This is a genomic window from Paenibacillus sp. NPDC057934 (assembly GCF_042887565.1).
GTDB lineage: Bacteria > Bacillota > Bacilli > Paenibacillales > Paenibacillaceae > Paenibacillus_AQ.
The window spans coordinates 830686-852338 of the sequence record NZ_JBHVPB010000001.1; the positions used below are offsets into that span (position 1 = coordinate 830686).

Below are 21653 nucleotides of genomic sequence, written 5' to 3' on the forward strand. Positions count from 1 at the left end.
TTTGGTGATGCCGCTGGAGAGTAGGAAGTGAAGTGCACCCCAATGAAGGATAGCTGGAAACCTTTGTAGAATTTCTAAACGGAAGCTTCGTTAATTAGGCGAAACTATTCCAGAAGCTCACCGTATCCGATAAAGAGAATAGAAACATACAGGAGGTGCATTTATGAAGCATAAACCACTAAAAATTGCTTGGATTGCCATTATACTTACGATGCTGTTTCCCGTACTGAGCTTCGCGAAGGGCACATTGCCGGAGCATACCGGAGCATTTTACGTGAATGATTTTGCCAACGTGCTGAATGACAAGACTGAGAATTATCTAGTGAATTACGGAATTAAGTTACATAGGAAGAATGAAGCGCAGGTCGTGGTGGTGACCGTTGATTCTACCAAGGGGATGCCGATCAAGGATTATGCTACATCCTTGTTCAATAAGTGGGGCATCGGCTCCAAGGAGAAGAACAATGGGGTTCTGCTGCTCCTTTCCATTAAAGATGACGATTACTGGGCGGTGCAGGGCAAGGGGATTGTGAACACGCTACCGGATAGCAAGATTTCGGAGATCCTGTCCCAGCAGCTCGAGCCTGATTTTGCAGCCAAGAATTATAGCAACGGTGTCTATAAAACCTATGGGTCTTTCATTCAAGCCCTGGGTGGTACTTGGACCGAAAGCGTAGGCAACAAAACCTATGTTTCGGACAATGCTGGGGTGTTCAAGCAAGTCACGAAGGATTACCTCAATCAGTCCAGCAACAGATATAAGGACACTACCGGGAACGGGATTTATGTCGTCACAGTCAAGAACACTAGCGGCAAGACCTTACAGGATTACACGTATATGAAGTTCGCATCGGTAGGCGCGGGACCGAAGGATACGATGCTCGTTCTGGACATTGGGGGAGATAACTACCACGTGTTGCAGGGTAAAGATGTGGATCAGGTTCTCACCAATGAAGTGATCAAAGGCATTCTGAATAGCGCCCTCGAGCCTTCCTTTGCCAAAAAGGATTATGCAGGTGGAGCCACGGCTACAGCGAACGCTTTATATAATTTCTTCCTGTCTAGAGCGGAGGCCGCGCCAAGCAAGGCAGTCGGTGATAGGGGAGCGACTCCGGCAGCTGCTACCCAAACTGACGGTACCAGTGAGAAATCCGGAAATTCTGGAGTGACTTCTGGCATGTTTAAGGTCTTTTTGGGAATCATAGGACTTTTCATCTTTTCTTCCTGGCGGCGAAGCCGGAATCTCTCGAAGTATGGTGTACGATACAATCCCTACAGCCGTCGCAATAAACGTCGGCATAACCATTGGGATAGGGATGATTATCGGCATCATCGTTCCTCCTCTTCGAGTGGCAGCTCTTCCAGCGGACGTCGTTCCTCTGGGGGCAGCAATTGGGGCGGCGGCGGTTCATCCAGTGGTGGTGGCGCTGGACGTCATTCCTCTGGAAGTAGCTCTTCGAGAAATAGCGGCGGGGGAGGTTCCAGCAGTGGCGGCGGATCGGGTAGACAAAGCAGTTCTGGAGGCGGTTCTTCCGGCGGTGGTGGTGCAAGTAGCGGTGGCGGCGTAGGGCGGCATTAGAGCAGATCCTTAGAGAGGCGGATGTATGATGAATGTAAACAATATTCCATGGAACAGCGGAACCTGGACGGTTCCCCCGAAATCAGTAAACACAGAAGGTGACACTCTCAATGTTGAGGCTGTGGAAGGCAGTGATTATTGGGAGAAAACACTCTATGAATTCCAGCATGACAATGGCCATGCGCTTCTGGCTCCGTGGGGGGACGATCAGGGTGTCGAGGTGACCTTCCGGCTAGACAGCTTCACTGAGCTGTACGATCAAGCCGGACTGATGCTCTGGCACAGCAAGGTGCAGTGGATCAAAGCAGGTATCGAGCTTAATGACGGGGTTCCCCACATCGGTGCCGTCGTTACCGACGACTACTCCGACTGGTCACTATCGCCCGTAGCGGAATGGACGGGGGAGACCGTCACAATCCGTGCTTCCCGGTCTAATGATGCGGTGATTATCCGCGCTCGGACGGAGCATCATCCGTGGCGAACAATCCGCGTCGCTCGCTTCCCGCATCTGACTGGTAAACAGGCTGGACCCTTCCTATGTGCACCTACGCGTGCAGGGTTCCGGGTTGTCTTTACAGCATGGCGGCATACTCAGCCTGACGAGGCGCTTCACACCGATCCACCAATATTTTCCGATAAATAATGATTAATAGGTTGTTAGATGAAGTCGAACCAGCTCTAAAAATTGAAGAAATTGAAACCTTTACTCTCTCATTTTCGTCTATGATTAAAAGATACGTTATGTATTCTTTTTATTCGTGGCAAGAATCAGGGAGGAAAGAAAAGAGTGAAATCATCATTACCAGAGCGCTCGACCATGCGCAAGAAGAAAACGGTCAAGAAGCGCAAGAAAAAGAGCTTTTTTCGTACACTGTCCAAGGTATTGCTGTTCTTCTTAATTCTGCTCCTTGCCGGAGGAGGCTGGCTGTATTTTGCACCGTCGGCCAAAAATCTACGCTTTACGATCGCGGATACACTGATCACTACTCAACATCGGCAGTGGGCCAAATATATTATTGGTGAGGAAGAGTTGAAGGCGCGGGTAGCCGAGTACACAAAACGTTTCGATACGATGGGCGATGAGAAGGACACCCATGCCATCCATACACCTCCACCGGAAGTGAAAGAGAAGCAACTGGTGGAGATCGAACCTGTCTCCGGTACCGGCTACTCTGGATATGTTATGATCGTCAATGATCCTACCAAGATCCGGTTAGGCATTCCGAACAAAACCGGCTCCGGGGAAAAGGTCACCAGTATGGTGAAGCGACTCGGGGCGATCGCCGGGGTGAATGGCGGGGGATTCGCCGATCCGAACTGGAGCGGGAATGGCTTCAAGCCGATCGGCATCGTCATCTCTCAAGGAAAGCTCTATTACAACGGGCTTGGCGGGAAGAAATCTACGCAGATCGTCGGCCTCGATAAGCAAGGTAAGATGATCGCGGGGAACTACACGCTAGATGAACTCAGTAAAATGGGGGTTCAGGAGGCCGTATCGTTCCAGCCACGTATCATTGTCAACGGCAAGGGGCTGGTCAAGAACGCAGCCGATGGCTGGGGGATTGCACCACGGACAGCTATGGGCCAACGTGAGGACGGCGCCATTATCTTCGTGGTAATTGACGGCAGACAACCAAGCTACAGCTTAGGGGCGAACCTATACGATGTACAGCAAATCATGCTCAAGCACGGTGCCGTAATCGCAGCGAATCTGGATGGTGGCTCCTCGACGGTTCTCGTCAAGGACAACGAGATTATCAACAAGCCTTCTTCGCAGTATGGCGAACGTTATCTGCCAACCGCGTTTCTGGTCTTTGATCATCCGGAACAGGTAGATATTCCGAATATCTGGAAAGGCCTGGACCCTTCCAAAATCGACGCGGCGAAGAAGCGGTCGAAATAATAGGGCTCGAAAAAGATTTGCAACATTATCAAATTACGATCCCGCATAGGGTGTGAGAAGAGATCGGGGGGATGCCTCCGGTCTTTTTTTATTGTAGTAGAGTGCATTTAAGGAGAGATAAGACTGGATGATGTAGTGCGAACCCCAAGCTCACATGAAATCCCTGGGGGATTCGCACCAGAAAAATTACATTTTATGTATAAATATTGTCTCTAAACTAATTGACGCTTTGAGTTTTGCGTATTAAAGTAATTTTAGAGATGTTCCAAAAGAGATTATGCTCTATTTAAGTGTTTATTCGCTGTCGCTCCCTACGTGGGAGCGTGGATTGAAATCATGAAAACTCTCCACGATGGACATGTCGTTAAGTCGCTCCCTACGTGGGAGCGTGGATTGAAATATCCGGTGATGAGATAGAAGATACTCCCCCGCGGTCGCTCCCTACGTGGGAGCGTGGATTGAAATACCGAAGCACAAAAGAAAGTTTTGTTATACGGCGTCGCTCCCTACGTGGGAGCGTGGATTGAAATAAACTGGACGCCGGAGCCCTTGATGTATTTAAACGTCGCTCCCTACGTGGGAGCGTGGATTGAAATTAATAACGCTACGCCCATGCTAGCGGACACCCCCGGTCGCTCCCTACGTGGGAGCGTGGATTGAAATGCTTACCGTTATTTTAATCGTTGTCATTTACACGTCGCTCCCTACGTGGGAGCGTGGATTGAAATTACTGGGTCCATAGACTGTATCGCTGACCGATTGGGTCGCTCCCTACGTGGGAGCGTGGATTGAAATAATTGAGTCAGGTTTAGTTAGGAATACCTTGGCAATGTCGCTCCCTACGTGGGAGCGTGGATTGAAATTTTAAGGGCGTTCGCCGCAGATTCTGGTGTCATTGTCGCTCCCTACGTGGGAGCGTGGATTGAAATCTTGCTGTCCACAACGATATGAAAGCTAGCTGTTCGTCGCTCCCTACGTGGGAGCGTGGATTGAAATGTTAATGGCTCTGTGATCGAGTTAGCGTACTTTGGTCGCTCCCTACGTGGGAGCGTGGATTGAAATATTATGACAAACGTAGTTACTAACGTTACAGTCGTCGTCGCTCCCTACGTGGGAGCGTGGATTGAAATTCCTCTCCGGCAGTATTAGATATTTACTGTCAGTGTCGCTCCCTACGTGGGAGCGTGGATTGAAATCAGACGCTACCTCCATTGTGTACCACGCTTGGTGTCGCTCCCTACGTGGGAGCGTGGATTGAAATCTTGATTGAGACGAAATTTTCTTTCTTCTTTATGTCGCTCCCTACGTGGGAGCGTGGATTGAAATTAAAGAAGCTACAAGTCAAGGAAGGGAGTGACAAGGTCGCTCCCTACGTGGGAGCGTGGATTGAAATCAACATACACGTTGGTTTCCAAATTTAACATCGCAAGTCGCTCCCTACGTGGGAGCGTGGATTGAAATAAGGATCAAGGTGAACAATCAAATAACAATAACGTCGCTCCCTACGTGGGAGCGTGGATTGAAATCATATCTGTTTTTGTGTTATCTGATGTTTTTAGAGGTCGCTCCCTACGTGGGAGCGTGGATTGAAATAAACGAAAAGAGGGCAAGTCCTTCAAGCTTTGGGTCGCTCCCTACGTGGGAGCGTGGATTGAAATGTACTCCCTTAGTCCGCAGATCGCACGAAAAACGTCGCTCCCTACGTGGGAGCGTGGATTGAAATCAGTACATACCCTGCGGATTACGAATTGATTCCGTCGCTCCCTACGTGGGAGCGTGGATTGAAATGTCAAAAGGCATTACGCAACATTCTGGCACACTGTCGCTCCCTACGTGGGAGCGTGGATTGAAATATCAGCAGCGCACGGGCACAAGCCAAGTCACCAGACTGTCGCTCCCTACGTGGGAGCGTGGATTGAAATCTGTGGCGCTTCTGGCTGGATGTCTCCGCCTGCAAGTCGCTCCCTACGTGGGAGCGTGGATTGAAATTCCCACCAGAGATATCACAGCTTGGTTTAATGTCGTCGCTCCCTACGTGGGAGCGTGGATTGAAATTTCATATATGGAAAACTCTTTCCACCTCTCGTTTTGGTCGCTCCCTACGTGGGAGCGTGGATTGAAATTGGCCGTTCGGATCAATGACCTTCAGGTCGCTGTTCGTCGCTCCCTACGTGGGAGCGTGGATTGAAATAAATCATCGCCCAACAATGCCCACTGTGTGACTAGTCGCTCCCTACGTGGGAGCGTGGATTGAAATCAGATCCCGAGCGGCCCGGGTGAAGGCTTGCAGTGTCGCTCCCTACGTGGGAGCGTGGATTGAAATTTGGTTTATGTTGTCAGAGCGCTTGGTCTCTTTAGTCGCTCCCTACGTGGGAGCGTGGATTGAAATAGTGAATAATCAGTATAGAATTTATATGCTTGCGTGTCGCTCCCTACGTAGGAGCGTGGATTGAAATATTAGAAGGCAGATCATCTAAAATTTTGTGTACATATCGCTCCCTACGTGGGAGCGTGGATTGAATATTCTGTTCCCATATCTTGCTTACGTTCAAATGTCTAAGAAGACTATGAAGAATTGATTTATCTGGTGCGAACCTCAAGCTCACATGAAATCCCTAGGAGATTCGCACCAGATTTATTACAAATAATGTATTAAGTATCAGGATTTATTGTTATTAACCCTTTGTAATTAGCGTATTAAAGTAATTCTATCGGTCACTTTAACGAAATTATGACATTTTTACGTGTCAATTCGCTCACTCCCTACGTGGGAGTGTGGATTGAAATGCAATTAAGAATGTGAACGATACAGTCAGCACATGCACTCCCTACGTGGGAGTGTGGATTGAAATTGGACCATAGATGACGACCTTTTTAGCTTTTTGGTCACTCCCTACGTGGGAGTGTGGATTGAAATTACGCTAGAAGAAGCGGAGAAGGTTGCGAAGTTTGTCACTCCCTACGTGGGAGTGTGGATTGAAATATGCATAAAGGAGTGTCGTCCCTTTTCCGGGTCCAGTCACTCCCTACGTGGGAGTGTGGATTGAAATCTTAAGTATCTGAACGATGCAAACTCGCTAACCGGTCACTCCCTACGTGGGAGTGTGGATTGAAATTTCAGATCCGGCCTTGTGTTCTAGGAAGTATTTTTCGTCACTCCCTACGTGGGAGTGTGGATTGAAATAATGTGACCATTACTTAAGGGTTGTCCCGGGAGGTCACTCCCTACGTGGGAGTGTGGATTGAAATAGAATATCTCAAGTGGTAGATTTGTCTGTAGATGTCACTCCCTACGTGGGAGTGTGGATTGAAATGACCTACTACTCATTACTACTATACACAGGCATTTGTCACTCCCTACTTGGGAGTGTGTATTGAAATGTCCAGGAGCAGTATAGGATGGCTCAGAGCATGGTCACTCCCTACGTGGGAGTGTGGATTGAAATAAAGTTGGTGAACAGCCTTGCATTAGCAAGCCCGGTCACTCCCTACGCAGGAGTGTGGATTCAAATTAGTCACACTAAAAAGCAGTAAAAGCCTGCAGAAATCGCAGAACTTTTACTGCTTTTTAGTGCATACAGCAACTTATTTCAAATGAGTCAGTTTAACTCCATAGCATTAACCACTGTGGAACTCTAGCGGACATAGCTACTAAAACTCAACACTTTAAAGCACTACCTCAAAACATCCATATTTCATCACCTTCAGCTCACACGCTGTCCCATATAACATGCCCCGGCTCAGGGGAAATCTCTGTGAAGCCTGCCATTTGGCGGGCCACAAATCCAATAGAGACATGGCTGCCGATCATCACGATGTTCAGTACATCACTAACATTATCAGAAGGAAGTGCAAAAGCTCTCGTATAAGCAAATGTACGGCTCAGTGTAGTATGAATAGCGTTAATCATCCGGTCCTGTTCGCCTCTGCCCATTAGATTGAGGATGACGGCTCCACGCTCATCGAGCTTCTCAGCAGCCAGTGTGAAGAATCCCTCTGAAGTCAGGTGGGAGGGCGTACCTTTGTCTGTGAAGGCGTCGACGATGATGTAATCATACGCCTGCGACGCTTCGCTGCCGAGCACAGAACGTCCATCTCCAACGACGACGTTGTCTCTGTCATATCCGAACCACCGTCTGCTGATCTCCAGCACCTGTTTATTATGTTCGGCCACTTTCATTCTGCGGTCTGCAAAATAACTGGCTAGCGTCCCAATCCCATGCCCGATTAGAAATGCAGCTTCAAACTCCGGAGCGTTATGCTCCATCAGATGGATGATCGCTCTGGGATATTCAAACAGTACCCGCTCCGGGCGGTTCAAATCCATCGCTCCCTGGATTGCCTCGTTTGAGAATTCCAGCACCCGAAAAGCTCCTTTTTCTCCATACAGTTCTGCTGTATCGTAGACTAAAATCTCGTAGTTACTGTCAGAACCATCGTCTATTTCCTTGTGCAGCAAGTTCAAATGCCTAATCTCCTTTTTGGTCTGTTGCCCGGCAAGTTTCCAAGCCACCATTGCGTATTTTCTAAATATATCTTCAATTATGGATAGAGACAATGCCAATGATCGAAACAGCATCATCCAAAGTAATAAGCGGGCATGGCGCCTCATAATCTGTAAAAGGGGAACGAAGCAACGTCTCTTTGGGAGAGGAGATGCACGTCCGAGGAGCCATCCTTTGTGAAGGAATGGAGGCGGACGCAGATGAGTATCGATCAGCTCATTGCATTGCTCGTTCTTGTCATCATGATCATACAGCTGGCAAACAACAACAAAGGCAAGTCTTAATGACGGCGCAGCCGGATTGGCTTCCGAAGCTCAAGAACATTTGAGTCTCGGAAGTTTTTTTTGAATCACTCCGAAGAGTCCAACCGTGGATTCCCGCTCCTGATATCCTCTTAGCTTTTCTATGATATATGGATGTTCTAGCATCACGTTATCCCCACCTTCTCTCTTTTGTTAAGGCTAATCGCATTCAAAGCCGACAAGGAGAGTTTCCTGCTGCAACTGGCCCAAAGCCGGGCAGAAAAAGGAGACTATAAGCAAGCCTTTGAGCTGCTGCAATCGTTCGGGGAAGGTACACTGGCCAAGCCGAAATTTCTCGAATGGTTGAACGGTCAGTTCGGCTATCATAAAGAGGAAGCCAGCGATGGTATTTCTACAAGTGATACACTGCGATTTCCCGTATATCGTCCTGTCACGACATTGGATCCAGCCCAAGTGAACTATTCCATTGATGCACATCTGATGCGGCAATTGTTCAGCCGCCTGCTTCAGTTCGATGAGGGGGCCGGCAAGATCGCCCCCAGCATTGCTCACTACTGGACATCCAATCCAGAAGCGACGGAATGGACGTTTTACTTGCGCAAAGGAGTGCGTTTTCATAACGGTCATGAACTAACGAGTAGAGATGTGGCTTTCTCGCTGGAGCGCTTGCGTGGAAATACACAGAACCGTTGGCTGTTGCGCGGCGTACAGAAGATTGAGATTCTTGGACCACGGGTACTGCGCGTTCATCTCAGGCAACCGAACCGAATTTTCGACCGTTACATGTGTTCCAATGCCGCGTCGATCCTGCCTGCAAACCTTGGTGGGATGGAGGAGGAAGAATTCTGGCAGCTTCCGATCGGCACCGGGCCTTTTCGAATGGTCTCGCAGTCGTCACACTGCATCGAATTGGCTGCTTATACGGCATACCATGAAGGCAGACCGTACCTGGATGGCGTTGATGTAGTTGTTATGCCAGAGGAATGCCGGGATTCAGCGGTCGAGATGCCCGAGATGCTGCATAAGGGCTACTCCGGGAATCCTCTTCTGGAGAAGCACATGGAGAACTGGCAGCTGCTTAAGAAGCTCTGCAGAGGATGTACGCTACTCACCTGGAATCTGCGGCGTCCCGGTATCCAACAGTCGGAGGCATTTCGCCGGGCGGTGCGCATGATCCTAAATACGAATGAACTTGTCACGGAGCTGGGCGGGAACCGGGTCATGCCGGCCTTCGGCTTCCGGCCGGAAGGAAGCCAATCCCGCTCCGCAGATCCGCTTCTGCCGGAACGGGTTAAGACTGCGCTGCGTGAATCTCATTATGACGGAGCGGTCATACAGTTTTCTGCCCATGAGAACTTCGAAGAGGATGCCCGATGGATAGTAGAGCGGCTTAGGCAATGGGGCATTCATATCGACCTCAAGATTGTCTCCTGGGAAGAAGCGGCCGTCTGCTCTGCGCCACTCCATGATGAGGACCTGAAGATCCACAGCTTTATTCTACCTGAAGATGAAGTATGCGAGATTGAAGCTTATGAGCACGGGGATAGTGTCTTCAAGTTCTATCTGGATGACGAACTGCATAACTGGATCCACGGCCGTATCGACGAAGCTTTAAGTGCTGATACTGAGGGCTTAAGACTTCAACACTTGAAGGTGATTGAGGAGCATTTGCGTGATGAGGACTCCTTTGTTTTTCTCCATCACAGGGAGCTGCGTACTTATCTTCACCCGACCATTAGAGGCGTCAGTCTGAATGCCCTTGGCTGGATCGATTTCAAAGATATTTGGCTGGAAAGACTGGACTGATACCGGACATCATCCGACCTTTCGTCTAATGAACAGAGCTTCCCTCTACGTATATTCAGCTCCTCGCCCGGAGATAATGGAACAATGATTCCAGTCTACAATTGAGGAGTTTTTGGTATGCCGATTCAAGACTCGAACCCAGCGCAAGACTCATCTGCTGTGAACAATCCAGTGTACAACCAAGATGAACCGCTGTCCTTTGTGAATCAAATCAGGGATTATTTGCACAACCCTCCTGACCTTATTATACACTCGCTAGTCATTTCGCCAGACATTCCTTGTAGCTGTTTGTTTCTGGATACCTTAACCGACAAGGATAAGATTGAGCATGAATTGCTATCTTTTCTATCGGAAAAGGCTTGCTTCGAGGATGTCACCCGTGCAGATGAAATGATTAGTGTCCTCAAGGGACGGATTCCCTTCAGCTCTATTTCCTCTTCCGATGATTTCACACTTTGTGTTAACAGTTTGCTAAAGGGTGTCTGCCTGATTGTGGTTGCCGGCGCACCTGAAGTGTTATGGATCAACGTTTCCCAGACTAGTAAACGCAGCGTAGCGGAGCCCATGACAGAGTCTACGGTTCGGGGACCGCAGGTAGGATTTACGGAGGATATTACAGTTAATTTGTCACTGCTCCGTAAGCGAGTCCGCAACGTGCATTTAGTTATTGAGCAGGTCACGGCAGGTACGGAAACGGAGACCAACATGGCCTTGCTCTATCTGGACAATCTGGCCTCTGGTCCGGTCGTCGAGGAATTCCGCAAACGTCTCGCCGCCATCCATACGGACAGTATCCTGGACAGTGCCTATGTGGAAGAATGGTTACGGGAGCGTACCTATTCGCCATTCTCCACGATCCTCAGTACGGAGCGTCCAGATATCCTGACTGCGCATCTACTGGAGGGAGGGGTAGGCGTGATCGTAGATGGGAGTCCTATTGCGCTGGTCGGACCGATTACTTTTTTTCAATTTTTCATTGCCCCCGAGGACTATTACCAAAGTGCTGATATTGCTACGCTGCTGCGCTGGGTTCGTTTCCTGTCGTTCATGCTATCCGTATTCGTACCGGCTCTGTATGTGGCAGTCGTATCCTTTCAACAAGAGCTTCTTCCACATTCCCTCTTGATTAGCATTGCAGGGCAGAGGGAGGGCGTTCCTTTTCCCGCATTTGTTGAGGCTGCGCTGATGATGGTGACCTTTGAAGTGCTGCGGGAGGCGGGTCTTCGAATGCCACGGATCGCCGGGCAGGCCATTTCGATTGTCGGCGCGCTGGTGCTGGGACAGGCGGCCGTTACGGCCGGACTTGTCTCCACCGCCATGGTCATTGTAGTAGCAATAACAGCGATCTCCAATTTCGTATCCCCTTCTTACAGCTTCGGCATCACTCAGCGGCTGCTACAGTTCTTTTACCTGATGTTGGCTGGTGCATTGGGATTGTTTGGTCTGTTATGCGGGGTTCTGATTACGATCGTACACCTTGCTTCTCTAAAATCATTCAACGTCCCGTATCTGTCGCCGGTGGCTCCCACTGTGCTGTCCGATTGGAAGGATATTCTTGTCCGTGTGCCCCGGCCATGGATGGACACCTATCCTAAAATGAACGGAACAAGGAAAAGAAGCAGGAAAAGGCTATGAATGCTGCCTTTCAAAAGCTTGCAGTCACAGGAATCATGCTGTGTTGTCTGACCGGCTGCTGGGATCGGGTGGAAATCAATGAATTGGCCGTTGCCGGTCTGGTAGGATCGGAGATCGATCCACAAACCCATGAGCAAATCGTATATTACCAAATTGTTAATCCCGGAGCCTATTCTTCAGAATCAAGCGGCCGCAGCAAGGCTCCCGTGTACACGTACAAAGTGCAAGGAAAGACTAAAGGCGAGCTGGCCCAATTATCCAGTGACACGTTACCCCGCAAGCTGTTTACAGATCATTATCAGTCTCACATCGTGACCGAACAGTACGCCAGAGATGGCCTACGCACCTTCTTGAACTATTATGAACGGCAGTTCAACAGGCGCTCGAGCCTCTATTTGTTCGTTACAGATTCTCCGCTCTCGGATGTGATGATGACCTTTACGCCGCTGGAACAACTGCCCGGGCGGCTTTTGCGGTCACTCGTTTCTAACACGAACAAGGCCACAGGCCGAATCAGCCTGAAATCACGGGTGAAGGACTTGGTAGAGAATATGGAATCCTCCACGCTTACGGTGCTGCCCATCGTTAGTCTGAAAGGAGAGAAACCGATCCTTTCCACCAACCGCTTCGATGATATTAACGGTAACCAGAGTAATTTAGTGCTAACCGGAGCGGCCGTGTTCAAGAAGGATCGGATGATCGGGAAAGTCTCGCTTTGGGAGAATGGTTATTACAATTTATTGAAAGGAGAAGCTGGCAACTTCTTCGAGTCGATCGTACTGGATGATCGGGTTGTCGATCTATATGCCCATAAAATAAAAACGAAACAGCAGCTGTCACTTATAAATGGTGTACCTGTCTGGAATGTAGAGATTACTGCCCATCTGGCTTTGCGAAATGATGAACAGACAGAGAAATTGACTTGGGACAACTTATCCAAGATTACAGATCAATTTGATCTAAAGCTCATCAAGACTTCCGAGAAGCTCTATGCACAAGCAATAGACAAGAAGTGGGATTTGTTCGGTCTGGAGGATGAGATCAAGTACAAGCGGGGGAGTACATGGAAGAAGCTGCAACAACAAGAGAATGCCTGGACGGGAACCAAACTGCACGTAACGATCAAGAGCAAAGTTGAAGATATCGGGGAAATTGTTGATCCGTATAAAGGAGGGGCAGGGAATGGAAAAGAGTAAGCTAACGGTCTGGCAGTTCTTTGTGCTGACCCTTTCCTTCCTGATTGGCACCTCCTTTTTCTTCACTCCAGGTGGCCTAATTGCTGTTGCCAAGCAGGATGCGTGGATCGTTCCGTTATGGGCGGGAACAGCAGGTATTCTTGCCGCACTGATCTGGTTGCATCTATCCAAGCTGCATGCGGGAATGTCTATCGTGCAAATTTGTATTAAGGTCGCCGGCAGACCCATAGGCGGTTTCTTTGCGCTTTTGTATATCTTCTATTTCATCCAGCTTGCGGCCTTTATCACCCGGAATCTGGGCGACTTTATGAAACAAGCGCTAATGCCGTTAACACCATTAACTGTATTTCATGTGATGTTTCTCTTCGTTACCGGATACGCTGTATTCAAAGGGATCGAGACTATCGCCAGGTCGTCAGAATTATTGTTCCTGATTATGGCGGTCACCTTAATTTTTGTGCTCTGCCTGGCCTTACTTGAGTGGGATTGGGGACGATTTCAGGGAATATTCCGCATGGATGTCTGGAAGACAATGAAGGAGACAAGTTCTATCTTTGGATTTCCGTTTATGGAAGGGTTGGTCTTTCTCATGCTGTTTCCATTTGTCCAGAGCAACAAAGTGAAGAGTAGTTTTATCCTAGCGTATGCAGTCGCGACGATCCTGCTAAGTTTCTGTACCTTTATTACTATAGGGGTACTTGGCGTAACTCGTGCTTCCCATGATACATATCCATTCTTTGTTATTGTTCAGGAGATACATATCGGGACCTTCTTCGAGCATTTGGAATCTACAATGGCGCTGATTTTGCTGGTCGCGATTTTTATCAAACTCTCCATTGCCTATTATTGCTCTGTCCTGGGCATATGCCAATTGTTCGAGATCAAGAACAGATTTTGGGTAACCTTCGCACTCATTCTGCTAATTTCCGGCCTTGCTATGGGCTATGATAACGTGGTTGAGAATATAGAATTCAGCAAAAAATATGATTTTGAATACACGCTTCTGTACAGTGTGGTTATACCGTGCCTGCTTCTGCTGGTCACCTGGATTCGGAGAATTCGAAAGAAGCGAACGGAGGAGTCTGCGTCATGATCTGGTTTATTCTTTTTATGGCGGCAGCGATAGGACTAACTCTTAGGGTCATGATACGAGTGCGTACCCAAACCAAAGAAATTCTGGTGTTTCTGGTGATTGTTCTGCTCGGTTTGGCGGATTGGATTACTATCTTTACAGATCACAAGTTCAAACCAACCCAGCTGATTTCGATGCTGCTAGACCTCGTGGGACTGTGAGAGTGGATTATATCTAAGAGAAGATCAGTAATGATCCGATATAGTTAATGCTGACATTGAGCGGATACATACGAAGTTCGCGTTTATTTTAATCCGCGTTCTATATAAGTTGAACAAAAGAAAGAAACAAAAAGGGGAGAAGGAGTGGAGGGGAAGATTGGAACTGTAGGAGCGAAGCGCTCGTCTTTGTTTCCGGATTTCAACCGCTTCAAGCGGTTAATTAGAAGAAATCTGGGGACAACAACGACCGAAAGTCCAAGCTTCACCGTAGCGACGCCGATCCTTATGTTAGTAGCTAAGTTCAATATATAGTTTAACAGAACATTAACTCCATCCAAAAAGCTGCTAAAGAGTTAAGGTTCCGTTAAAGTTGTGTTTTACAAGAGCTAATCCTGGCTTGTTACAATGAGGTGGAGATAGGCGGGGGATCTAAAAAAATATAGCACCCAGAGAGGAACTCATTTATGAAGAAAATACTGTCTTTTTTGCTTAAAACAATAGGTGTTCTAGTCTTGGCTATTGTTCTGTTTGTAGTTGGTGTGTTTGTGGTCAATAAGATCAGCAACAAAACCGAGCTAGGGAAGATAGAACCTTATGGTCAGAAAGTGTCGGTGGATGGAAAGAACATGAATGTCTTGATTGAAGGGAAGGGCGACGAAACCGTCGTGCTACTTCCAGGCTTTGCAACAGCAGCCCCAGGCCTTGATTTTAAGCCACTGATAGATCAGCTAGCTCCCTTTTATAAAGTGGTAGTGGTAGAGCCTTTCGGCTATGGACTAAGTGATATTACGGACAAAGAACGCACCGTTGATAATATCATAGCTGAAACGCATGAAGCTCTACAAAAGTTAAATATTAACCATTACACGCTGATGGGGCACTCCATTGCCGGTATCTACGGACTGGAATATGTGAATAAATACGAAAATGAAGTGAAAGCATTTGTAGGGATTGATAGCAGCTTTCCAACGCAAATGAACGGGGAAAATGAAGAGTTTCCAACAGGCGTGTATAAGTTCCTTCGGGATTCCGGGTTCAACAGATTGCTCATGAAATTAAGTCCAGACCAAGTGTTTGCACCGGACGGTGATGAGGCAATCAAAGAACAAGTAAGAATGATTTCGCTCAAAAATGCGTTTAATGATGATATGTTGAACGAAGGAGAGAACTTCACGCGTAACTTTAAAGCTGCGGAGAGCTATAGCTTCCCTAAGAACCTTCCGGTACTCTTCTTCTTAGTCAAAGTTAATACAGATGTTGAGGGCTGGAAGAAAGGACATGAAGAGCAAATCAAAAACTCTGCCTATGGAAAAATAATCGAACTTGAAGGGGAGCATTATCTGCACCATACCCACTCCAAAGAAATCGCCGAAGATTTCAGAAGCTTTATGGCAGAAGTTAAATAAAATATCCGGGCCGAATGAATTCATAATCCTATGGATCGTTCGGCTTTTCTATTCCTTTGGTAACATTTTGAAATAAATATAGATTTAATTGTTGCAATTATTCCCAGGAGAGTGTATAACTATTAATGAATACGCTTTCATTGAGTTTTTGAATAAACCTTAGATCATTAAATTTGTCTTATTAAGAGGAGGTGTGACGGAGAAGGCTGCAATTACTAGAAATGACACTATTCTTTGCGATAAAATGAAATCGATTTCATTTTATGCTATTTTGCTTCATATCCTACAAATCCAAAAGGAGTTGAGTTCATGAAAGTATGGAAAAAGAGTGCGCTTGTACTGCTGTCCGGTCTTTTGATCTCTGCAGGTTCAACAGTACCTAAAGCGGCGCACGCTGCCGGAGAACAGGTGGAGGTATGGATTTCGACCTCGGATCCCAATTCTGAACCCGCTGTTGGTCTGAGTCCGAGTGCCCGGCTGACCCGGATCGGGGATAAGAACTTCAGCAGTAATTCTGGCAATGCTGATGTCACGATAACAGTGAACGAGAACCAAAGGTATCAACAGATGGATGGTTTCGGCGTCTCTATGACGGATGCGTCCGCATGGCTCATGAACTACAAACTTGATAACAATAAACGTGCGGAAGTGATGGAGCGGCTATTCGGATCTTCGGGAATTGGTCTCAGCCTGCTGAGGCAACCTATCGGGAGTTCGGATTTTGCCTGGGCAGCCTATACGTATGCCGATGCGCCAAACGATACGTCACTGAGTCAATTTTCGATAGACCGGGACAAGGCTTATATTCTACCAATGGTGAAAGCCGCGATGGCTAAGAATCCTAATATCAAAGTCATGGGCTCCCCGTGGAGCGCACCAGCCTGGATGAAATATTCCAATACGTTGAATGGTGGCAAGCTGAGAGCAGAGCACTACGGAACCTATGCGAACTATTTCAAAAAATACATTGAGGCTTATCAAGCTGAAGGAGTACCCATCTATGCAGTAACCTTGCAAAATGAACCTATGTATGAACCATCCCATTATCCTTCCATGGGCATGAATATACAGGATCAGACAGGCTTTATCGGTGACTATCTGGGTCCTACACTGCGTAATGCAGGGATGAATACGAAAATTATCGCGTTTGACCATAACTATCTGGACTGGAACTTCCCTAATCAGGTTATTACCAATCTCAAGAATGCGGGCAAAGGCAGCTACGTTTCTGGTAGCGCTTTCCACCACTATGACAGCGGGGACGGCTCGCAAATGACTTCGATCCACAACAATCATCCAGACAAGGAAGTTTGGTTCACCGAGGGCGGCTTCGGTAACTGGAATGATCCGCAGAACGGCACATCGAGCGGGTTCGATAACATGATCAACGAGTTCATCAATATTACGAGAAACTGGTCGAAGTCGATCATTACCTGGAACGCTGCCCTGGATCAAAAAGACGGACCGGCACTGCTTGCACCGAACAACAGCAATAAAGGGATGCTCACGATCCGCAATTCGGATAACCGTAATGACGCACCTGAGAACAATGTAACGTATCATAAGCAATACTATTTGCTCGGTCACTTCAGTAAATTTGTTGTACCAAATGCCTACCGCATAGACAGTAACACCGGTTCAGAAGTTAAAAACGTAGCCTTCCGTAATCCGGACGGCTCCAAAGTCGTAGTTGCGTATAACTCTTCCAGCGCACAGCGCAATGTGAAGATCCAGTGGGGCAGCCAAAGCTTCACTGTTACCATTCCAGGCAAGTCGGTTATGACTTACAAATGGAACGGAACCGTTTCATAAAATCATATCATCCGGCCTTCGATACTTGGTATCGAAGGCCCTTTTTATGGAAGAGCAAGGATCTTGACAGGACACCAAATGGTGTCCTATAATCAATTCGACACTAAATGGTGTCCTATTGGGTGCTAATGAAGTATACTCAGTGGAACTACAGGAGATATTACGGAAAAGGTGGGGGTGATTTTGGACGAACGAAGTCAAGTGAGAGATGTTTATGACGCTGTTGCTGATCCAACAAGGCGACAACTAATTCAAATATTGGCAGATGTTGATGAGATTCCCCTACATGAGATCACGGTTCATTTTCAAATGGGGCGTACCGCCGTTTCTAAGCATTTGTCTATCCTTAAAGATTCTGGTCTCGTCATTGCTCGAAAGGTTGGTAGAGAAACGAGATACCGATTGAATGCCGCTCCGCTTAAAGAAATTCAGGACTGGGTTTCTTTTTACGAAGGGTTCTGGAAAGAAAGATTCGACAAACTCAAACTATTATTGGAGGAAGAACAATGAAACCAGATGTATCCTTAGATTATCAATTTACAAGCTCAATCGAAAAGGTGTGGAACGCTTTAACGGATTCAGACACCCTTGCGAAATGGATCTGGAGCAATGACTTTAAACCAGTCGTGGGACATAAATTCCAGTTCCGTGCTGAGCCGAACGAATGGTGGAATGGGATTGTCGATTGCGAGGTACTTGTAGTGGATGAGCCGCACACATTATCGTATACTTGGCTGAGTGCTGGAGAAAGCACTACCGTCACTTGGACGTTGAAAGAAGGTTCTGAGGGAACCGTTCAGCTGCACCTTGATCAATTCGGATTTAGCGAAGCAACCAAGTCTCGTCCAGGTGCCATCGAGGGAGCTAAATATGCTTGGACGAATAATGGCGTTCAACTTGAAAAAGTGCTAGCCGAACTGTAACCATAACTTTTCTATTTTCTATTAATCAGGCGCTTTTCCGTAACAGGGAAGGCGTCATTTTTAGATCGGAACATGGCAATACTAGATGGAGAGAATGGAGATGAGAGGATACCACTATGAAGATTAAACAATTAATTGCGAACAACATTAACAAACTGGATGCTGTGCTGCCAGTGGATGAATCGTTAGGCATAGCTGGCTTGTCCGGGTCCGGTAAAACAACTTTTTGCCAAACCATTGGTGAAGAATCCAAGAAACGTCTCGTTTCCTTATTGCCAAAGGCCGAATACCAGTATTTATTCCCCGATATTATGGAGACTAATTTCAGTGCCATTAAGATGGAAGACATGCCACTGGTACTTTTTCTAGGCAGATCATCCATATCGTCCAATCCACGTTCAACCATTGGCACACATACCGGTGTATTTACAGAGATTCGTGTTACGCTTGCGGAACAATTCAATCTTTCTCCCGAGGTTTTTTCATTTAACAATGAGTTAGGCTGGTGTCCGGATTGTAAGGGCCGCGGAACTACTAAAAATCTCGAATGTAAGAAGTGTAAGGGTAGACGCTATAGTCAAGAAGTTGAACAATATACCATTGAATTACTGGATCGAACACAGAGTATTTCCGATATCAACAATTTAAGCATTGAAACCATTCTTTCTCTGGCAGAAGTCTTAAAGATTAGTGAAGGCAAACAACTGATTCTGCAAAATATAATCAATATGAATATTGGTTATTTAACATTAAATCGGATCATGGGAACATTGTCAGGTGGGGAATTAACACGACTCTACTTGGCAGAATTCATGGCCACCAGTGAAAATACCGTTATTATCATTGACGAAATCTCTGTAGGCCTTGATCATCAAACCCTGTTGCGAATTTTAGAACAGATTGAACAATTGGGGTACAAGAATCAGATTTGGCTCATTGACCATTCCGACACGGTGCTCGACACAGCGGACAAGCACTTGTTCTTTGGACCTGGTAGTGGTAAATATGGCGGCAAAATTGTTGAAGAATCCCCACGGCCACAGCCTATCACTTGGGAACGAAATGAGGCAGCCCCAACAGGATATTATCAGTTCCATGATCTGTATTGCCGTAATGTTCAAATCGCTGAAATAGAGATTCCCCAGAATAGACTTGTGACTTTTACAGGTGAGTCTGGATGCGGCAAATCTACACTGGTCAATGAATGTATGGCCAAAGATTTTGTGAAGCGATATCCCAAGGATAAGCTGGTTATGGTTGGGCAGGATCGGAATCAATCAATTACCAGCCGGTCAACCGTAGCGACTTTTCTGGATATTAAGAAGAAGCTTACGAAGTATAGTGAGGATATTGATGATATTTTTCAGCGCTCGATTGAAGATATTATTGAGGAACTGCCAAATGAAGACATCGCTCATAAACGCTTGAGTCTATTGATCAAGCTTGGACTTGGTTATTTGACGTTGGAAAGAAAAACTCAGACCCTATCGACGGGTGAGTTCCAATGTGTCCATTTAGTTTCCGAACTGTTCGCTGGATCGAGAAACCCACATACGTTATTTATCTTCGACGAGCCTTCCAAAGGTCTATCCCAGAACATTCTAAATCAATTCATTGATAGCATTAGGGTTATTCTGCAGGATGAATCTGTGTCCATGATTATGATTGAGCATAACGCGTATATGCTTGAGAACTCTGATTTTATAGTGGATTTTGGGAAAAGACAGCTTGTTCCCGTAGAACATCTTGATGTAGTCAGTCATGATGATTATTATCGCAGGCAAAATAGTGCAGATACTGCCGCTCCAGCGCACATTTCTTCAACACTGCATGAACATAATGGCATTAACTATTTAAAAGAAAACCAGCTTGCTTATTTTAAAAATGCAGAAAATGTCTACAAGGGCGGCATCTTAAAAAGCTTATCTTCCATGGCTCGATTGATCTACGGTGAATACGAATCGGAACGAATCGCGCCGGTCATTGCCATTGATCTGGAACGGCACTTATATAGCCAATATACATTTCTTTATGAGATTGGTGGCTTGATCAACCATATTGTGGCGGCACACCCCACCAATAAAGATACGAATAGCTTCAATTTCTATCATCAAGATAATCATTGTCCAAGCTGTAAAGGACGCCGGGTGATTGAAGAATTTGATTTCGATATTGTGGTTCAGGACAAAACGGTACCCTTCTGGGATGGCATGTTGCATCCGGATGCGATGGAGATTTTAAAATTCTATCAATTCTCCAAAATAGAATTTATCTTTGGGGAGATTAAGAATGAGCTCGGTCAGGATCTAAGCAAAAGTTATAACGAGTTGACGGAAGCTGAGAAGCATACCTTTTTATACGGCTATTGGGAAAAGTCATTTTATGATAAAGCGAGCAAAGCATCGAGGACCTGGGAAGGCTTTAATACCATCATTGGTAACTACATGGTGATCTCAAAATCGATCATAAAAGAGCATATCAAAGCGTCCAAAAAAATGATCACCTGCCCAGTCTGCCAAGGAACTGTATTAACTCATCATAAGAAGCTTAAGTTTGGTGATACAGATATTCGTGAGATCATTGGGCAGCCAGTTGATCAAGCCATTAAAACCGTGGGTAAGTTGCAGGTACTAGAAAAAATAAAAGCCGTTACCGGTGGCGAGATGGTGTTGACAGAAGATGTCTCGCTATTGCCTAGGGAAACACAAGTCGCCCTGAAAATGCTTGAGTTAGAGCAGGCAAGCTTCGCCCACTATGAAATGGTTCTACAAAATGTCCTGCCCTTCTGGGACCGTATTAGCGGTAGTGTTGAATCCATCAGCCGGAACAATCGGGTCATGATCTGTGATTTTGCCGATATCACTGAAACGAGAGAGACCATTATTGATAAGTATTTCACGAATGGAAAATACAAAAAATTGACCTATGTCTATGAAGCGTTTGGTTACAAGAAAATAGTCACCTTAATTAATAAGGTTAAAGCCAGTCAGCCATGTCCATTCTGTAAGGGGAAGAAAGTCATATCCGAAGATGGACTTCATGATGGTGTCTATAAATTAACGATCCCTTGTGTGAGTTGTTATGCAAGTGGCATAAATGATGAAGGACGTAAAGAAATCGTTGAAGGCATCGACGTACAGACTTGGCTAACCGGCAAAGTTAGTGATGTTGTTGCTGAAGGGTCGAATCTTGAGGCAGTTGCAGATATTCCGATTTTCAATCGTATTCGTGAGCTCAATAAACGGGATATGATGGCAGTTTACCAATTCCTTGAGCACAATAATTAAATTGAAGAAAAGAAACGCACCGGGTCCATTGATCTGATGCGTTTC

Annotated in this window: 15 protein-coding genes and 2 CRISPR repeat arrays; of the genes, 14 read left to right on the forward strand and 1 reads right to left on the reverse strand. The window is 46.6% G+C overall.

Annotated elements, in window-relative coordinates; all coding sequences use genetic code 11:
• Positions 1–163: 163 nt before the first annotated feature.
• The 3 genes from ACFVRY_RS04010 to ACFVRY_RS04020 all read left to right on the forward strand — a co-directional run bounded on the left by ACFVRY_RS04010 (position 164) and on the right by ACFVRY_RS04020 (position 3482).
• Positions 164–1579: a TPM domain-containing protein gene (locus tag ACFVRY_RS04010; RefSeq protein ID WP_387497520.1), complete on the forward strand. Its 1416-nt coding sequence runs from the start codon at positions 164–166 to the stop codon at positions 1577–1579.
• A gap of 28 nt (positions 1580–1607) precedes the next feature.
• The gene (locus ACFVRY_RS04015; protein ID WP_387497761.1) at positions 1608–2222 is read left to right on the forward strand and encodes a DUF1349 domain-containing protein; all 615 of its coding nucleotides are present in this window, start codon (positions 1608–1610) and stop codon (positions 2220–2222) included.
• 174 nt (positions 2223–2396) lie between these two features.
• A complete protein-coding gene (locus ACFVRY_RS04020; RefSeq protein ID WP_387497763.1) occupies positions 2397–3482 on the forward strand; it encodes a phosphodiester glycosidase family protein in 1086 nt (361 codons plus the stop codon).
• A gap of 303 nt (positions 3483–3785) precedes the next feature.
• Positions 3786–6006: direct repeats of the CRISPR family, unit length 32 nt; unit sequence GTCGCTCCCTACGTGGGAGCGTGGATTGAAAT.
• A gap of 231 nt (positions 6007–6237) precedes the next feature.
• A CRISPR array of direct repeats spans positions 6238–6994; the repeat unit is 32 nt.
• 197 nt (positions 6995–7191) lie between these two features.
• Here ACFVRY_RS04020 and ACFVRY_RS04025 read toward each other — a convergent pair.
• A complete protein-coding gene (locus tag ACFVRY_RS04025) occupies positions 7192–7998 on the reverse strand; it encodes a spermidine synthase (protein ID WP_387497522.1) in 807 nt (268 codons plus the stop codon).
• Positions 7999–8439: 441 nt separating this feature from the next.
• Here ACFVRY_RS04025 and ACFVRY_RS04030 point away from each other — a divergent pair, with 441 nt between their 5' ends.
• The 11 genes from ACFVRY_RS04030 (at position 8440) to ACFVRY_RS04080 (ending at position 21608) form a co-directional block, all read left to right on the forward strand.
• The gene (locus ACFVRY_RS04030) at positions 8440–10056 is read left to right on the forward strand and encodes an ABC transporter substrate-binding protein (RefSeq protein ID WP_387497524.1); all 1617 of its coding nucleotides are present in this window, start codon (positions 8440–8442) and stop codon (positions 10054–10056) included.
• Between the two features lie 117 nt (positions 10057–10173).
• The gene (locus ACFVRY_RS04035) at positions 10174–11691 is read left to right on the forward strand and encodes a spore germination protein (RefSeq protein ID WP_387497526.1); all 1518 of its coding nucleotides are present in this window, start codon (positions 10174–10176) and stop codon (positions 11689–11691) included.
• Positions 11688–12887 carry a Ger(x)C family spore germination protein gene (locus ACFVRY_RS04040; RefSeq protein ID WP_387497528.1) on the forward strand — a complete coding sequence of 400 codons (1200 nt, stop codon included), beginning with the start codon at positions 11688–11690 and terminating at the stop codon, positions 12885–12887. Before ACFVRY_RS04035 ends, ACFVRY_RS04040 begins: the two co-directional genes overlap by 4 nt.
• On the forward strand, positions 12874–13980 hold the full coding sequence (locus ACFVRY_RS04045; RefSeq protein WP_387497530.1) for a GerAB/ArcD/ProY family transporter: 1107 nt from the start codon (positions 12874–12876) through the stop codon (positions 13978–13980). The genes ACFVRY_RS04040 and ACFVRY_RS04045 overlap by 14 nt, the downstream gene beginning before the upstream one ends.
• Positions 13977–14180 (forward strand): hypothetical protein, encoded by a 204-nt coding sequence (locus tag ACFVRY_RS04050; RefSeq protein ID WP_387497532.1) that lies wholly within the window; start codon positions 13977–13979, stop codon positions 14178–14180. The genes ACFVRY_RS04045 and ACFVRY_RS04050 overlap by 4 nt, the downstream gene beginning before the upstream one ends.
• Positions 14181–14324: 144 nt before the next feature.
• On the forward strand, positions 14325–14492 hold the full coding sequence (locus tag ACFVRY_RS04055; RefSeq protein ID WP_387497534.1) for a hypothetical protein: 168 nt from the start codon (positions 14325–14327) through the stop codon (positions 14490–14492).
• Between the two features lie 152 nt (positions 14493–14644).
• Positions 14645–15586: an alpha/beta hydrolase gene (locus ACFVRY_RS04060; protein WP_387497536.1), complete on the forward strand. Its 942-nt coding sequence runs from the start codon at positions 14645–14647 to the stop codon at positions 15584–15586.
• A 309-nt stretch (positions 15587–15895) separates the two neighbouring features.
• On the forward strand, positions 15896–17398 hold the full coding sequence (locus tag ACFVRY_RS04065) for a glycoside hydrolase family 30 protein (RefSeq protein ID WP_387497537.1): 1503 nt from the start codon (positions 15896–15898) through the stop codon (positions 17396–17398).
• Positions 17399–17581: 183 nt separating this feature from the next.
• A complete protein-coding gene (locus tag ACFVRY_RS04070; RefSeq protein WP_387497539.1) occupies positions 17582–17908 on the forward strand; it encodes an ArsR/SmtB family transcription factor in 327 nt (108 codons plus the stop codon).
• Positions 17905–18321 carry an SRPBCC family protein gene (locus ACFVRY_RS04075; protein ID WP_387497541.1) on the forward strand — a complete coding sequence of 139 codons (417 nt, stop codon included), beginning with the start codon at positions 17905–17907 and terminating at the stop codon, positions 18319–18321. The genes ACFVRY_RS04070 and ACFVRY_RS04075 overlap by 4 nt, the downstream gene beginning before the upstream one ends.
• A gap of 116 nt (positions 18322–18437) precedes the next feature.
• A complete protein-coding gene (locus ACFVRY_RS04080; RefSeq protein ID WP_387497543.1) occupies positions 18438–21608 on the forward strand; it encodes an ATP-binding cassette domain-containing protein in 3171 nt (1056 codons plus the stop codon).
• Positions 21609–21653: the final 45 nt, after the last annotated feature.

Coding starts and splice junctions, on each gene's coding strand:
- ACFVRY_RS04075 (WP_387497541.1), top strand. CDS start 17,905: ATGAAACCAGATGTATCCTTAGATTATCAATTTACAAGCTCAATCGAA.
- ACFVRY_RS04065 (WP_387497537.1), top strand. CDS start 15,896: ATGAAAGTATGGAAAAAGAGTGCGCTTGTACTGCTGTCCGGTCTTTTG.
- ACFVRY_RS04045 (WP_387497530.1), top strand. CDS start 12,874: ATGGAAAAGAGTAAGCTAACGGTCTGGCAGTTCTTTGTGCTGACCCTT.
- ACFVRY_RS04035 (WP_387497526.1), top strand. CDS start 10,174: ATGCCGATTCAAGACTCGAACCCAGCGCAAGACTCATCTGCTGTGAAC.
- ACFVRY_RS04050 (WP_387497532.1), top strand. CDS start 13,977: ATGATCTGGTTTATTCTTTTTATGGCGGCAGCGATAGGACTAACTCTT.
- ACFVRY_RS04060 (WP_387497536.1), top strand. CDS start 14,645: ATGAAGAAAATACTGTCTTTTTTGCTTAAAACAATAGGTGTTCTAGTC.
- ACFVRY_RS04010 (WP_387497520.1), top strand. CDS start 164: ATGAAGCATAAACCACTAAAAATTGCTTGGATTGCCATTATACTTACG.
- ACFVRY_RS04080 (WP_387497543.1), top strand. CDS start 18,438: ATGAAGATTAAACAATTAATTGCGAACAACATTAACAAACTGGATGCT.
- ACFVRY_RS04025 (WP_387497522.1), bottom strand. CDS start 7,998: ATGGTGGCTTGGAAACTTGCCGGGCAACAGACCAAAAAGGAGATTAGG.
- ACFVRY_RS04020 (WP_387497763.1), top strand. CDS start 2,397: ATGCGCAAGAAGAAAACGGTCAAGAAGCGCAAGAAAAAGAGCTTTTTT.
- ACFVRY_RS04040 (WP_387497528.1), top strand. CDS start 11,688: ATGAATGCTGCCTTTCAAAAGCTTGCAGTCACAGGAATCATGCTGTGT.
- ACFVRY_RS04015 (WP_387497761.1), top strand. CDS start 1,608: ATGAATGTAAACAATATTCCATGGAACAGCGGAACCTGGACGGTTCCC.